The organism is Citrobacter sp. CF971 (genome assembly GCF_006385635.1).
Classification (GTDB): Bacteria; Pseudomonadota; Gammaproteobacteria; order Enterobacterales; family Enterobacteriaceae; genus Citrobacter; species Citrobacter freundii.
Genome location: NZ_CP041051.1, coordinates 2,023,011 through 2,037,376, shown reverse-complemented (window position 1 = coordinate 2,037,376; position 14,366 = coordinate 2,023,011). Strand labels below are relative to the sequence as shown.

The 14,366-nt window shown below is 45.9% G+C and carries 14 protein-coding genes and 2 pseudogenes; 4 read left to right on the top strand and 12 right to left on the bottom strand.

Annotation, left to right across the window (positions count from 1 at the left end; translation table 11 throughout):
- Nucleotides 1–146 precede the first annotated feature (146 nt).
- The 7 genes from leuE to E6P06_RS13200 form a co-directional block, all read right to left on the bottom strand.
- Nucleotides 147–785 (bottom strand): leucine efflux protein LeuE, encoded by a 639-nt coding sequence (gene leuE, locus E6P06_RS13230; protein WP_139935314.1) that lies wholly within the window; start codon nucleotides 783–785, stop codon nucleotides 147–149.
- Between the two features lie 139 nt (nucleotides 786–924).
- Nucleotides 925–1,536 carry a metal-binding protein ZinT gene (zinT, locus tag E6P06_RS13225; RefSeq protein ID WP_231865366.1) on the bottom strand — a complete coding sequence of 204 codons (612 nt, stop codon included), beginning with the start codon at nucleotides 1,534–1,536 and terminating at the stop codon, nucleotides 925–927.
- Nucleotides 1,537–1,662: 126 nt separating this feature from the next.
- Complete coding sequence (locus E6P06_RS13220) at nucleotides 1,663–2,253, bottom strand: ATP-binding cassette domain-containing protein (RefSeq protein ID WP_139935313.1); 591 nt, start codon at nucleotides 2,251–2,253, stop codon at nucleotides 1,663–1,665.
- Nucleotides 2,237–3,031 carry an ATP-binding cassette domain-containing protein gene (locus E6P06_RS13215; protein WP_003840859.1) on the bottom strand — a complete coding sequence of 265 codons (795 nt, stop codon included), beginning with the start codon at nucleotides 3,029–3,031 and terminating at the stop codon, nucleotides 2,237–2,239. The genes E6P06_RS13220 and E6P06_RS13215 overlap by 17 nt, the downstream gene beginning before the upstream one ends.
- Complete coding sequence (locus E6P06_RS13210) at nucleotides 3,025–3,837, bottom strand: ABC transporter permease (protein ID WP_139935312.1); 813 nt, start codon at nucleotides 3,835–3,837, stop codon at nucleotides 3,025–3,027. The genes E6P06_RS13215 and E6P06_RS13210 overlap by 7 nt, the downstream gene beginning before the upstream one ends.
- Entirely contained in the window at nucleotides 3,827–4,801 is a 975-nt protein-coding gene (locus E6P06_RS13205) for an ABC transporter permease (RefSeq protein ID WP_003846681.1), read from the bottom strand. The genes E6P06_RS13210 and E6P06_RS13205 overlap by 11 nt, the downstream gene beginning before the upstream one ends.
- On the bottom strand, nucleotides 4,801–6,423 hold the full coding sequence (locus E6P06_RS13200; RefSeq protein ID WP_139935311.1) for an ABC transporter substrate-binding protein: 1,623 nt from the start codon (nucleotides 6,421–6,423) through the stop codon (nucleotides 4,801–4,803). The genes E6P06_RS13205 and E6P06_RS13200 overlap by 1 nt, the downstream gene beginning before the upstream one ends.
- Before the next feature lie 394 nt (nucleotides 6,424–6,817).
- Between E6P06_RS13200 and E6P06_RS13195 the strand changes: the two genes are divergently transcribed.
- Nucleotides 6,818–8,905, top strand: coding sequence for a TonB-dependent receptor (locus E6P06_RS13195; protein WP_032936136.1), 2,088 nt, complete (start codon nucleotides 6,818–6,820; stop codon nucleotides 8,903–8,905).
- A gap of 424 nt (nucleotides 8,906–9,329) precedes the next feature.
- Complete coding sequence (waaZ, locus tag E6P06_RS13190; protein WP_139935310.1) at nucleotides 9,330–10,106, top strand: 3-deoxy-D-manno-oct-2-ulosonate III transferase WaaZ; 777 nt, start codon at nucleotides 9,330–9,332, stop codon at nucleotides 10,104–10,106.
- A 31-nt stretch (nucleotides 10,107–10,137) separates the two neighbouring features.
- Here waaZ and E6P06_RS13185 read toward each other — a convergent pair whose 3' ends face one another.
- A complete protein-coding gene (locus E6P06_RS13185) occupies nucleotides 10,138–10,335 on the bottom strand; it encodes a hypothetical protein (RefSeq protein WP_003840854.1) in 198 nt (65 codons plus the stop codon).
- Nucleotides 10,336–10,504: 169 nt separating this feature from the next.
- On the bottom strand, nucleotides 10,505–12,028 hold the full coding sequence (locus tag E6P06_RS13180; protein ID WP_046670548.1) for a cyclic diguanylate phosphodiesterase: 1,524 nt from the start codon (nucleotides 12,026–12,028) through the stop codon (nucleotides 10,505–10,507).
- A 239-nt stretch (nucleotides 12,029–12,267) separates the two neighbouring features.
- Here E6P06_RS13180 and E6P06_RS13175 point away from each other — a divergent pair, with 239 nt between their 5' ends.
- Nucleotides 12,268–12,540, top strand: a complete 273-nt coding sequence (locus E6P06_RS13175; protein ID WP_003030757.1) for a hypothetical protein — start codon at nucleotides 12,268–12,270, stop codon at nucleotides 12,538–12,540.
- Nucleotides 12,541–12,644: 104 nt separating this feature from the next.
- Nucleotides 12,645–12,745 (top strand): annotated as a pseudogene (locus E6P06_RS28250) (cytochrome b); the annotation flags it as partial.
- A gap of 60 nt (nucleotides 12,746–12,805) precedes the next feature.
- Here the strand turns inward: E6P06_RS28250 and E6P06_RS13170 are convergent.
- The 3 genes and pseudogenes from E6P06_RS13170 to E6P06_RS13160 all read right to left on the bottom strand — a co-directional run.
- Nucleotides 12,806–13,060, bottom strand: coding sequence for a hypothetical protein (locus E6P06_RS13170; protein WP_003846687.1), 255 nt, complete (start codon nucleotides 13,058–13,060; stop codon nucleotides 12,806–12,808).
- Between the two features lie 10 nt (nucleotides 13,061–13,070).
- Entirely contained in the window at nucleotides 13,071–13,544 is a 474-nt protein-coding gene (locus tag E6P06_RS13165; protein WP_230328673.1) for an Ail/Lom family outer membrane beta-barrel protein, read from the bottom strand.
- A 529-nt stretch (nucleotides 13,545–14,073) separates the two neighbouring features.
- Nucleotides 14,074–14,238, bottom strand: a pseudogene (locus E6P06_RS13160) (NADP-dependent isocitrate dehydrogenase); the annotation flags it as partial.
- Between the last annotated feature and the right edge of the window lie 128 nt (nucleotides 14,239–14,366).

Below are 14,366 nucleotides of genomic sequence, written 5' to 3'. Positions count from 1 at the left end.
GCGAGTTCTTACTGAACCGCTGCTGTACACAGGGTACGCCTCATAATATACATTTAAAATACCATTTATTGGTTATAACAATACAATTATAAATGAATTGCAGGGTGTAATATTGAAGGCCCGCCGTAACCAACGGGCCAATGGCGTCACGACTGAAGCGTGGCCAGACGAGCGGCAAAACCAACAAAAATCAGACCAATAAGGGAATTACCCACTTTGGCCAGCTTTTTCTTCGTACGGATATACTGCGTCACGAACGCGCAGGAGAAAATAAGAAAGCTCAGGTAGAAAAAGCTCACTATCTCAAGCGTAATAGCCAAAATAAAGAATGACAGCCCTGAGTGCGGCGCATTGACATCAATAAACTGCACAAAGAACGACACATAAAACAAAATAGCTTTAGGATTCGTCAGGCTCAGAATTAACGCACGTTTAAAAATAGCGCCAAACGGGACTTCTTCAGGCGCGGCATCGCTTGCTTTCGATTTCAGTGTTACATACAGGATCTTCGCACCGAGGTACAGCAGATAAAACGCGCCAAGATAGCGAACGATGTTGAACAAAACGGGCGTTGTTTTGATCAATGCGGCAACTCCGGCATAGGCCAAAAACATTAACACGGCATCGCCGATAAACACACCGCTTGCGGCGAGATAACCGCCCTTCACTCCCCGACCAACGCTGTTCTTCAACACAAATATCGTATTTGGCCCCGGTACCAGCACGATAAAAATAGCCCCCACCAGATACGTCCAGTAATTCAGAACTCCATACTCTGCGAACACGTTAACCTCTTCCTGAAAAAACACATGCACTTGCTGCGAGACAATATGCTAACGAATGCATCGGGTGATGGAAAGAGAAGGTTATGAATTAAAAAACCCGCCACTGGTGACGGGTGTGTACAGATAAGGTTAGCCCGGATTAATGGTGCAGCATCTCATCCACAACCTCTTCTCCCTTCAACTGGTAAGGGTAGTAGGTCGGCCAGTTTTCCATCTCTTCAAGCAAAGCTGCCTGCGAGGTATTTCCCATAAAGATATGGAAGTGGCTCGATTTACGCGGCGCGATAATATGATCGCTGAATTGCACGTATTTAGGTGCTTTGCTGTTAGCGTCTTTACACTCAAACAGATAACGTACACCTTTCTTGCCTGACTTATAGTGCAGAATTTTATAACCGGCGTAGTCGTATTTACATGATGCAACCTGATTACCGGTGTGAAATTCCATTACGTCATTTTCGATGCCGATGGTGTCTACGTTGGTTGCATAACCTTTACGGTAGTAATCTTTAATTTGTTCTGCCGTTTTGCTTTTGTCTTTCTCCGCTTTCTTTTTGAAGACCGGATCAAGCTCGCCGCTGACCAGATACGGATAGACAGATTGCCACATGCCATCCCAGTCGGTCAGAGCCCTATTTTGCACCTGGTTATCATCAAAAACCCCTTCCGACGCCTTTTGTTCTGCTTCGCTCATCGGTGCACCATGGGAATGATGACCGTGCGCCATAACCGAACCACTGACTAAAAGCATCCCCAGAGCAATTGTCAGTTTTTTAATACAAATAGCCAAAATTTCACCCTCAAATCATTTGCGAGCGAATGTTATAATATAACATATCAATTTAATCAATAGATCAGCTACAAGCCTTATCTCATTTCACGTTACAAGGAGTTTGCTGGAACAAAGCTGCTCAAGCAGGGCCTGTTGATGGCTGATAATCAGCATAGCCAATGGCCGACGCTGGCATTCTTCAAGCAGCAGCGCCCAGATATCCCGTTGAATGGAAGGATCGAGCTGGGCGGTAATTTCATCAGCAATAAGAAAACGTGTCCGCGGGTCCAGCGCACGAAGTAAAGCAATTCGCGCCAGTTCACCGCCAGAAAGTTGTCCGGGGCGGCGAGTTAACCACTCTGGGTTGATGTGAAGACGGGTAAGCATTTCAGCATCCGGTCGCCAGGCATCATGAACCGCATCACCGGCGCTGCGTCGGGGGTTAAAAGTTAATTCCGGATGCTGTGGCACCAGTTGCACCGGGCAATACTGGTGCATCGGTAACGGTTGTTCATCAACCAGAATGTCACCCGAAGTTGGTTTCTGCCAGCCCGCCAGCACGCGTCCCAGCGTCGTTTTGCCCGTCCCACTTGGCGCACAAATCCCAATACGTTCTCCAGGGTGTAGAGAGAAGGTCAGATTTTGCCACAGAACCTTTTCTCCCTGACGGATTGTTACATCACGACAGCACAACATCGCGCTCTCCAAAAAGTTGATTTCTTTCAGGCAGCGCCCGCCATTGTCGTTGCAGATGTTCGCTAATCTCTCCGCGTAACAGCTGTTCCCGGCTGACGTTATCCGACACCCTTCCCTGATGCAGCGCGACAATACGATCCGCATGGCGGGCCGCCAGCGTGAGGTCATGCGTTACCCATAAAACGCCAGCCCCTTGCTCACATTGCTCACGCAACTGTTCAAGGAGTTGATTAGCCAGAGGTGCATCAAGCCAGGCGGTAATTTCATCAGCCAGAATATAGCGAGCCTGACTCAGAGACGCATGACAGGCCAGGACACGTTTCGCCATACCGCCTGAAAGCTGGCGCGGAAAAGCATCTAATACGCGACTTTCCAGTCGGCTACGCTGGAGCAATCGTTCAATTTTTCCGGCATTCCATTGTTGGCCAGAAAGCTGGCATGCCCTGCGCAGATGCTTTTCAATCGAGAGCAGCGGGTTAAGCGCCTGAACGCCTTGCGGGACATAGCTGAAGGTATTGCCACGACATTTGCGAATATCATCGCTGTTCAGCGTTTTTCCCTCCAGCGTGATAGTGCCCTGGAAGCGCAAATTCTCCGGTAAGAGATCGAGCAGGCATTGCAGCAGCAGGCTCTTACCCTCCCCGCTTCCTCCCACTAACGCCACCATTTGACCCGGTGCCACGTCGAAAGAGATATCCTGCAACAGCGAAGACCAGTTTCTCGCGCCATACCAGCGATAACGCGCCACCTCCAGCGAGACCTGTCTTAAACTCAACATGCGTCACCTCGTAACCATAAACGATGTACCGCCCTTGCGAGCTGATCGAATAACATCACCAGACTGAACAGCATCAGTCCCGGAAACAGCACCAACCACCAATCGCCATGACTGATAAATCTCAGCGCATCCGCCAGCAGCAGTCCCAGTGACGGTTCATGCGGTGCCAGCCCAAAACCGAGGAAGCTTAACGCCGCACTGTGCAACACCGCGTGGGGAAACATCAGCAGTGTTCCCGTTAGCCATTGAGGTAATAAGGCGGGTAGATAGTGATGTCGCCAGCAGTAAAAATGTCCGTGTCCCAGACGCCAGGTCAGCGTCAAGTAGTCACTGTGGGCCACGCGCTGCGCTTCAGCACGCAGGATCAGCGCCAGACGCGGCCAGTGGGTCAGCGCAACCGCCATAATCACGCCGTTTTTCCCGCCGCCTAGCGTAAAGCAGATCAAAATGAGCAACAGCAGATGCGGCATCGACAGCATGGCATCAGTAATCAGACGCATAAGCACATCCAGACGCGGATGTATGCGCGAAACCGCCGCCATCACTAACGCAATGAAACCGCTGCACAACGCCGCACCAATACCAATTTGCAGACTGGTTAACGCGCCCTGAAAACAACGGATCCACAGGTCGCGACCAAGGTTGTCGGTGCCAAACCAGTACAGCGCATCAGGCGGTAAATGCCGGGCAAGCAGATTAACGCTCAACAGGTTATCCAGCATTGCGGCACCATACACTGCAATGAATAACAGGCAGCTAAATGAGAGCAAAAGACGAATCAGCGTCGGCGTCGGGTTATAGAGCATCAGGTCGTTCCAGAGCACGGTTCAACATACGGACAAGCCAGGTAGACAGCGAGTTACCAATAAACACCAATACGGTACTGAACAATACAATTCCCATCAGTAACGGCAGATCTCCACGTAATCCAGCATCAATAGTGGCCTGCCCCAGTCCCGGGTAAGCAAAGACTTTTTCGGCCAATAATGCGCCTCCCAACAGCTCCCCCAGCGAGGCAAACTGCAAACACAGCGCAGGCGTAATTGCATGACGCAGAACCTGATGGCGTAACAGTGACCAGCCTTTATCTCCCTGAGAACGCGCAAAACGGACAAAATCGCTTTTCATCACGCTGGCGATGCTTTCCCGTGTATGAAGCGTAATTTGTCCCAATCCCAGCAAACTGAGCGCGCAAACGGGAAGCACCAAATGGCGCAGACGCTCAGTCAGCGTCGCCATATCGCCGCTGTTGCCCGGCTCCCACGCGCAGCAGACCGGAAATACCGGCCAGCGCACGGCAAATAACGCCAGCAACAGCATGCCAATCCAGAAGGTCGGCAGCGAAGAAAGCAGATAACTGAGGCGACAGATTGCTTTATCCGGCCAGCGATTCAGATAGCGACCCGCGACAAACCCCATTGCCGTTCCCAATATGCCAGAGAGCAGCCACGCGCCACCAAGCAGCGCAAACGAGGTAGAAAAGCGTTCCTTGATCACGCTGGCAACCGGTGCGTTAAACAACATTGAATAGCCGAGATCGCCCTGTAATACACGGACAAACCAGTGACTAAAACGCTCCCATAGCGGTTGGTCCAATCCCCAGCGAGCCGCGATACGCGCATATTGCTCCGGCGGCACATGCAGGAGATCGTTGCCGATATAAGCCCGAATCGGATCGACCGGAGAAAAGCTGAGCAGCACAAAAGTGCCAGCCGCAACCAGCACTAATAACACTATCAGCCGTAGAAAATGGCCCACAACAGACTTCATCAACGGCAGGTCCAGGTCCATTCATCCAGATTATTGAGCAGTGACCAGCTACCGTGAATCTCCGGTGCGCCTTTACCTAAGTCAATACACGGATTTGCCAGGTAGGTATGCTGAATATTCAGCAGCCATGCCCAGGCAGCATCGCCCTGCACGCCAGCCCCTTGCTTGCCATCCCACTCAACTTGTTGCCAGAACGGCAACGCTTTTTGCCAGTCCGGAGCGTCAATTGCCTGTTTAAGATGCTGCTCAACGACAGGATTGCTGTAATAGCCTGGATTGTAATATTCCACGCCCGCAGCCTGATTACTGTAGTGATGGAAAAGCTCCATCGGATCCAGACTTCCCCAGCCAAACAGCGTCGGGTTGGCATGCATATGCCGCTCAACAGTTTCCCAGCTCCCGGATTGCAGAGAAATCTGAATACCCACTGGCTCCAGCATCGCACGTACGGCTTCGGCTAAATCCCGGCGTGTACTGTCACCGCTGGCGTACCACAACGTTAAGCGAGCCTCTTTACCGTCCTTCACACGTACGCCATCTTTACCCACCTTCCAGCCGGCTTCTTCCAGAATCGTTCGCGCTTTTTCGCTATCGCCATCTTTGAACGCAACTGATTGTCCCTGCCATGGCAGACCCTGAACCGCGCTATACGCCGGAATCGCATGGCCTTCCATGACCTGATCGGCAAGCTGCTTACGGTCGATGGCGTAGTTGATGGCGCGCCTGATGGCAACATCGGCAGTGATATCGTTCCCAATCGGATAGCCATTGGCGTCTTTTTTACCTGCAGGAACCATCGGGAACACAATGCCACGGTTTTCCACGCTGTCGCGTACCCAAAGTTTCAAATTTTTCTGCTGAGGAGTGACCGCCATCGACGGCGCGATACGTACGAGTCCCAATTGGCCGCTACGCGCTGCGGCATAAGCGTTATCTTCATCAAGGAAGACAAACACCAGCTTACTGAAATCATTTTTCTTACCGGCATACCAGGGGTTAGCCTCAACGATCAACTGCTGCCCCGGCTGAAAACTCACCAGTCGATACGGACCCGCGCCAATCGGATTTTTAGCGAATGTTTTTTCGTCATACCGTTTTTGCGGAACAATTCCTAATGAACCCAGCACGTTCACAAAGGTACTTTGCGGGCTACGCAACGTAATTTCTACCGTGCGGTTATCTTTCAGACTGGCATGGGTGAAGTTTCCCATGTCGATTTTGCCGCCGCTTTTTGCTGCTTTGTTATAGGTGAACACCACATCTTCAGCGGTTAGCGGCGAACCATCAGAGAATTTAAGGTCAGGTTTTAACGTCAACGTCCAGGTTTTGCCGTCTGCGCTGGTCTCTACTTTTTCCGTCAGCAGGTTTCCCCAGCTCATATCTGCATTTTGTTTTAATAATGGTGCATGCAAAAGCAGATAGCTGCCATGACTCCAGCCCAGCATCGGGTCAAAACCTTCCGTTGGCTCCGGTCCAATTGCCAGTTTTAACGTCTGCCCTTCGCTCGCATTTTGCGCGGCGAGAAGTGGTGAGGTTAATGCGAGAGTCAATGCGCACGTAAGCAGTGCCAGCTTGCCTTTGATCATTATGTTATCCAGATTTACGTTATTTTTATGCTGCATAACGATTTACAGTCGTTAAGCAGTCTCCTGGGGAAGGGATTATGGCGGACAGAAATGACGAAAAAAATGATGCGGCGCAGAAAAGTATGACGATTTTCTAAAATTATCATACTTTTTTCTGATACTCCGTTATGAGTACGATGTGAATCTCAGAATATAGATTAATCCCTCGCCATTTATTCAAAGAATATTAATCCCTATCTAATAATTACCCATGCGGACTATTTACCCTCCCCGCTATTTCCTTATCTAAAACTCATGACAATTTATGTATATTTATTCAAAAAAAACACCAGAAGTGACAAGTTATGTAAATTTGTAATGATAATTATTTGTATTATCATTACGATCACTTATCTTACTGCCTTTGATTTTTAACAAAGGAAGTTTGACTATGCGTTTAAAACCTGTTGCCTCTGTCGTTCTGTCCTGTTTAGGATTTTCCAGCCCCCTGGTATTTGCTGAAGATGTCATGGTGGTAACCGCTTCCGGTTACGAAAAGAAAATCACCAATGCCGCCGCCAGCGTCTCTGTTATTTCGCAGCAAGAGTTACAAACCAATAAATATAATGACTTAGGTGAAGCCCTGCGTTCTGTTGAAGGGGTAGATGTTGAAAGCAGCACCGGTAAAACTGGCGGTCTGGAGATCAGCATCCGTGGCATGCCCGCCAGCTATACCTTGATCCTGATTGACGGTATTCGTCAAAACGGCAGCAGCGACGTGACGCCAAACGGCTTCTCTGCCATGAATACCAGCTTTATGCCCCCGCTGGCGGCAATCGATCATATTGAGGTTATCCGCGGCCCGATGTCGACGCTTTATGGCTCCGACGCAATCGGTGGCGTGGTGAATATCATCACCAAAAAAAGCACCGATAAATGGAGCACTTCCATCAATACCGGCGTTAACCTGCAAGAGAGTAATAAATGGGGTAACAGTACGGTCGCCAACTTCTGGTCAAGCGGCCCGTTAATCGCGGGCGTACTGGATATGCAGGTTCGGGGGAGCACAACCCAGCGTCAGGGTTCCAGCGTCACTTCGCTGAGCGATACCTCTTCCACCCGCGTACCTTATCCAACCGAGTCGGAAAACTACAATATTGGCACGCGATTCGACTGGAAAGCCAACGAAAGCAATACGCTGTGGCTGGATCTCGACTCCGCCAGACAGCGTTATGACAACGATGACGGTCAGTTGGGTAACCTGACGGGAGGTTATGATAAAACGCTGCGCTATGAGCGTAACAAAGTGACCCTCGGCCACGATACAGCCTTAACGTTTGGCACCTGGAAATCCTCCCTCGGCTGGAATGAGACCGAGAACAAAGGCCGACAACTGGTCTCCTCCGCACTCACACCAGAGAACGCAGGTCGGGCCGGTGACGCGCGTGAACTGAAGAACACCAACGTCATACTAGACTCAGTGCTACTGACACCATTAGGTGATTCGCACCTCTTAACCCTTGGCGGGGAATACTGGGATGCACGAATGAAAGATGGTGTGGTGCTGGCCAATACCGGCGAGACGTTCCACCAAAAAACGTGGGCAGCCTATGCGGAAGATGAATGGCATATTCTCGATTCGCTGGCCTTAACCGCAGGAACACGCTATGAGCATAACGATGTCTTTGGCGGTCATCTCAGCCCACGAGCCTATATGGTCTGGGATGTTTCCGACGAATGGACGCTCAAAGGCGGCGTAACGACAGGTTATAAAGCACCATCACTGAGCCAGTTACATAACGGGATCAGCGGCGTAACCGCACAAGGAACGGTGAATACGGTCGGGAACCCGGACCTCAAACCTGAGGAAAGCATCAGCTACGAAACCGGGCTGTATTACGAGAACAACGCCGGGCTTAACGCCAACATTACCGGCTTCTATACTGAATACAAAAATAAAATTGTCTCGTATTCTATCGATGATAATACCAACAGTTATACCAATAGCGGCAAGGCGAGGACCGATGGCGTTGAATTTGCCAGCACCTTCCCTCTATGGTCGGATGTGCTGACCTTATCTCTCAACTACACCTACACTCAGAGCAAGCAAAAAGATGGTGACAATAAAGGTGCGCCGTTAAGCTATACACCAAAGCATATGGCTAACGCCCGTCTGAACTGGCAGGCAACGGAAGATATGAACGCCTGGCTGAGCGCACGTTATCGCGGTAAGGCCCCACGCTTCACGGAAAATTACGACAATCTCAGCGCAGTACAAAAAGCCGTCTATGACGATAAAGGTGCTAATTTAAAAGCCTGGACCGTCCTGGACATGGGAATGTCTTACAAACTGACCAAAGATCTGACACTTAATACGGCAGTTAATAACGTGCTGGATAAAGACTTTAGCGAGGTTAAACTTTACCAGGTGGGCCGTAATAGCACCTACGCAGGTGATTATTATCAGACTGCACAATCCACCACCGGATACGTAAACCCGGGTCGTAACTACTGGGTATCGTTAAACTATCAGTTCTAATGTTGTTTTCCCTTCCTGACGGACTGGAATTGATAGCCCGTCAGGAATTATGTTACATCAAATAACAGGCGGATGATGTTATAAAATCGCACTCTTTATAAGGATATGATTAAAACACTCTCAGCCACCTGTAACTAAAAGTAACTAATTTTCATGTTAAATTCTTACCAGGCAAGAACACCAGAATCAGATTTATTCACACAACAAATGCCTGGATTTTAAAAACCGAAAAACAAAAGCCAACATCATCATATTTTTCTGAGTTACCAGACCTTACTCTCAAATAAACATTTATCAAAATAATAATAAAAATACATTCACATAATCAATTCTTCAAGTTTAAAAAACAAAAAGAAACATCTTCTTTGATTTGGAACGGATACTCAATGTTATTATTTCAAAAATAACATCCACGGTAACCGCCATGCTCATCACACACGAAATACTTAATGGAATAATGGGTGAAAGAGTTTCCGATGATTGTATTATTTACTTGTCTGGACCTTCATCATTAGATACGCCCCTTGAGATAATGCGTAGTAAAAGCTGCATTTGCGTAAATGGTAGCGCAGGCTATTTAATTAACAACAATATCCCTGTATTTCTTTATGTTGTTTGTGACGGTTCTTTTTATGAAAACAATAAAGACTTATTTTATAAGTATTCCGCCTATGCTCAGCATACCTTTATTAGTGAAGATGTTATTAAAAGAGCTAATTCAACAGAGGCAGAGAGCTTGCTCAACACATGTTTTCTGTTAAAGGACATTTGCAAATCCAGAGGTGGTATCGGTAGAAAGATTCGCTATAAAATAAAAACAATGACTAACAAGAATCTTCGAATTAAATGCTCTGCATTCAGAAAAGTGAAAACAATTGCATTTTCAACTGATGTAACACATGGTCATTTTGGTAGTGCTACGGTCGCATTTAGCGCGTTACAAATAGCCATTAGTCTAAAATTTGGAAGAATAATTTTTTCAGGTTTAGATTTGAAAGGTAGCTGTAAACGGTTTTACAATGAAGTTAACGCTCAACCCACGACTCTACCCGCTGATCTTAGCTTTATATTAAGATCATTTTCTTATGTAAGTAGCCACTATGACGGTAAGATCTACAATCTTTCTCCACAAACAGCTATTCCCTACGATGTTATTCCGTTCATCAATACAGAAGAAGTAGCTTGTTCCACCTCCTACTAGCAATACACCAACGATAAGAATATTTAAATGATTAATACAGAAACACCCCTTCATGCACCATTAGATACAATGCCAAAACAATAACCCCGACGATACCACCTAAAAACAGTGCTGCGGCAATCACAAGCTGGTTGCGGTTTGTGTACTTCGTATTGTTTCGTACATCCAACTCTTTTTTCGCTGCACTGTGACTTGAATCACGCTCCATCGCGAATGTTATATCTGCCATGCCATTATCCAGTTGCTGTATATGAAAACACAAATAACCACTACATCGATAAGGGTATAGATTTTAAATAACATAATCTGAGATTTGTCTCACAATAAAGATAATCATCGGATTTTTACTCCCGAAGCAGATTTCATGCCCCCTTTTCATCAATAAGGTTATCCTGTATTTATTCGACAAAAACCTTCACTTTAGGCTTTGCCAGCAGAATCATGACAAACTCAGTGAAGGTTACTGGTTTATAGAAATAGTACCCTTGCAGGAAAACAATGTTGTTTTTGTTGAGATAATCGAGCTGGGCCTTCGTTTCAACTCCTTCTGCAACGATGCTTAAAGACAGCTTGCGCGCCAGATCGAGAACACAATCCAAAATTCGGGTTGAATCGGGAAGCTCATTAACCCTTCCCACAAAGCTCTGATCGATTTTAATGTAATCAATGTGCAGGTCATGCAAATAAGAAAGCCCAGAATAGCCCGTACCAAAATCATCAAGCGCAATCACAAAGCCATTTTCATGCAGGATATTGAGCCTCTGCACAAGTTCTTCATCTATATGTAATGGCTCACGCTCAGTAACTTCAATCACCAGGTTGAGATCATGGCGGCTGAAGCTATCTTTGAATTTCAGACACTCTTCAACAAATGTAGGGGTAGTGATATGGGATGCGCTGAAGTTAATACCGACATGGAATCCAGATGGCAGTTTGCTGGCAATGGCGTTCATATTCGCCGCAACCTGCCTCATCAGACTTTGAGTTAGTGGCACTATCAGGCCTGATTTTTCGGCGACGGGAATGAAGGAGGCAGGAGAGATATATCCGGCTGTTGGATGTTTCCATCGGGCCAGCACTTCAACACCGCGTAACGTCCCCTCACGACCATTTACGATAGGTTGATAAAAAGGCACGATCTCTCCTTTTACTATCGCTCTGCGCAACGTTTCTTCTGGGGTATCGTTCTTATTTAGATATTTATCAATGGCATAAGCGGCTGCGAAAGATATTAACAGGATAAAAACCAGAATCCCTGAACCTTGTGTAACCAGCCTTTTTGCACTAAACAATGGCGGTTCATTATAAATAATGCTGAACGGATACTTTGCGGAATTCACCTGACCAGACATCTGTGAGCTTGCTGTAACGGTTTTCACATCACCCAATAAACCAAGCACTTCGTCACCTACGAGTAGTGAATATGTCACCCCCTTTAACGGAACATTCAATGCTCCACGGATATGCACCCCGCTAATAGTGACAATGATGTGGTTGGTTTGAAAACGAGTTTGATACAGCAGAACGGGTATCTCATTTTCCGTATTTCTTGCGGGAGTAAGCAGCAAATTTGTATCAGTAATCACCGGAATTTGCTTAAGCAAGATCCGATTACCTGGCAGTGACGTACACCAAAGCTTCCCCTGTCGGATAATGATCAGCGTTCGCAAATGAGGGCGAAGTGCAGCTTCAGTTCCAAGTTGGTATTGACCCTCCAGATCGCATTTTTTTTCGGCGATGTGCATAGCGGTTCGAGTTGCCTGGAAAGCTTCATCCAGTATGTTATCCATATTTTTCGCGGCATATCTGGCTCCTCCAAGGGTTTCTGTCGAAGAGGAATACCAAAGCTGCATATTAAGAATAAAAACACCTATCAAAAAAAGACACACCGCAGCGGTTACCGGTAAAAGTACTTTGCGCATTCTCATGTCCCGTGGCGAAAACTGATCAGTCGTTGCGATGAGCATTGACGTGTTCTAATTTATCTCTACAGAGCATGGTAGATAGAATCAAAAGTCGCCATGCGCCCAGTCACACTTCCAAAGCCACAACATAAGAAATTGATTTTTATATAAAATTAGCCCTGAAAAGATCATAACAATAATGACATCCCTCCTTCCGATTTTGCTATCATATAAATGTACTAATAAGAGGTAAGCAAATGAAAATCTTTATCACTGACAATGAAGGGAATCTCATTCCTGTTGACGGAAAAAGCGTCGTGATCGAATTGAATAGCGGCGGAACTATTGAGATCGCCGAGGAGTACAGTCGGGACGATGTTCCTGAAGGTATTAATCTGTGGGGAGGACGAGAACCTTCCCCTTCACTCTCATTCGAGGAAATTAAAGCTCGAACAGAAGGCCTTGGTGTTTACCCCATTGCAGCCAATGCCCTGCACGTATTCCCGTACAAACTTTCATCAAAAGAATGATTGCATACAGCAGGCGAAGCGTTTTTCTGAAACCAAAGTAAGGCCATTGTTATCATAAATACCTCTGGCCTTGGGGGGAGTCAACTCGCCAATATCTGTTACTTCTGATTGCAGTCCATGCTGGCGCTGCATTATTTCATCACTATATACAGAAAAAAATACGCTTTTGAGAGTGATTCCTGAGCATAAGCATTTGAATAATTAATAAATGATTATAATGTTAAGAACATAAGCACTCAAGACAGTAAGTACGTGGTCTAAAATATTAATCGTCATCATAATGCTTATGCTTCTTGCGATCACTCATAGACTCTTTAAAAGCATCTGCTTGTGTATTAGCAGCCTGCAGTCGACTCATGTTAGCACTGTAATTATTCCAATATTCTTTTTCTTCATGATAACAAACATCACGGCTAATTCCCTTCGCTTCGCACTTTGCTAAGCGTTGTTCTTCTGATACGCAACCAGACATCAAAGAAACAGTAGAAAATGCAACCAGTATTATCATTAATTTATTCATATAAATAACCTTAGAATTTCCAGCCGGCGCCGACTACAATACTATTAGCTTGCGCGCCAAAGACCTTAGAACCTTCATAGCCTGCATCAACAGTGAAAGCTGCAATGGGGGTAAACTGAATACCAGCACCATAGGCAAAACCTGTAGAAGTATCAGTTTCACCATTCACTTTGATCGCACCTCTCCCAATACCCACCATTACATAAGGTTTTATCACATCATTTACTTTATAACTTGCACCGACTAATGCAGAACCATAACCACGATCTATATCATTATCGTCATTTGCTGAAATAGTTAAGGATGTTATAACGCCTAAATCACTTTCATCTGGGGTATAACCATATTTAGCGTTAAGACCGTTAAGGTTCTGTCCATCTGTCCGGGTATGTACATAACCGCCGGTGACTACGCTTTCTCCTGCATAAACTGTCATAGCAAAACATAATGTAACAGCCACTAAACCCGTTTTTAAACTTAGCATTTTAATAACTACTTTCATCATCAACTAATAGTAAGCAACACACATAATAAGGAGTCATGCTTTGAATTTCATTTCTCAAGCATGTCGCCAAGATAAAAACAGAAAGGTAATAAAAAATCAATCTGGAAAAATGTTCTTTTTTGGACATTATTAGCGTTCAGAATAATAAATTGTCATAACACGCTGATAAAAATGGATTTAAGATTAGAGAAAAATAACATTAAAACGCCACCACATTTAATATCCCCCCAATATTTTCTTGTTTTTAAAACGACTGTTTTACATCTAATAACCAATAATATACAAACACCACTCAATTATATTTAGTTCTCATACCCAGATCGGTTTAAATAAATATTGAAAGATATGAATATCTTTTATCAATAAATGGAATTGTAATGACAAAGATAAAAATTAAATCTTTAGTGCTATTAAAATGAGTTTAATAGTCTGAGTGCCAGGAAAGCACTTTGCAGGTAAAAAAACGGGAACCAATCGGCTCCCATTCTTATACAACCCGGAATCTGGATTACATGTTTTCGATGATCGCGTCACCAAACTCTGAACATTTCAGCAACTTAGCGCCGTCCATCAGACGTTCGAAATCATAGGTTACGGTCCTGGCGTTGATCGCACCTTTCATACCTTTAACAATTAAGTCAGTCGCTTCGGTCCACCCCATGTGGCGCAACATTTCATTGCTAAAATCATAGCAACCATTTGATAAAGTCGAAATTATCATCCTCTCTACTTTCAAATCAGCCAGTAGCTACCATTTTAAACTCATTGATTATCTAAACTTTGGTTTTAGTTTTGGGGAAG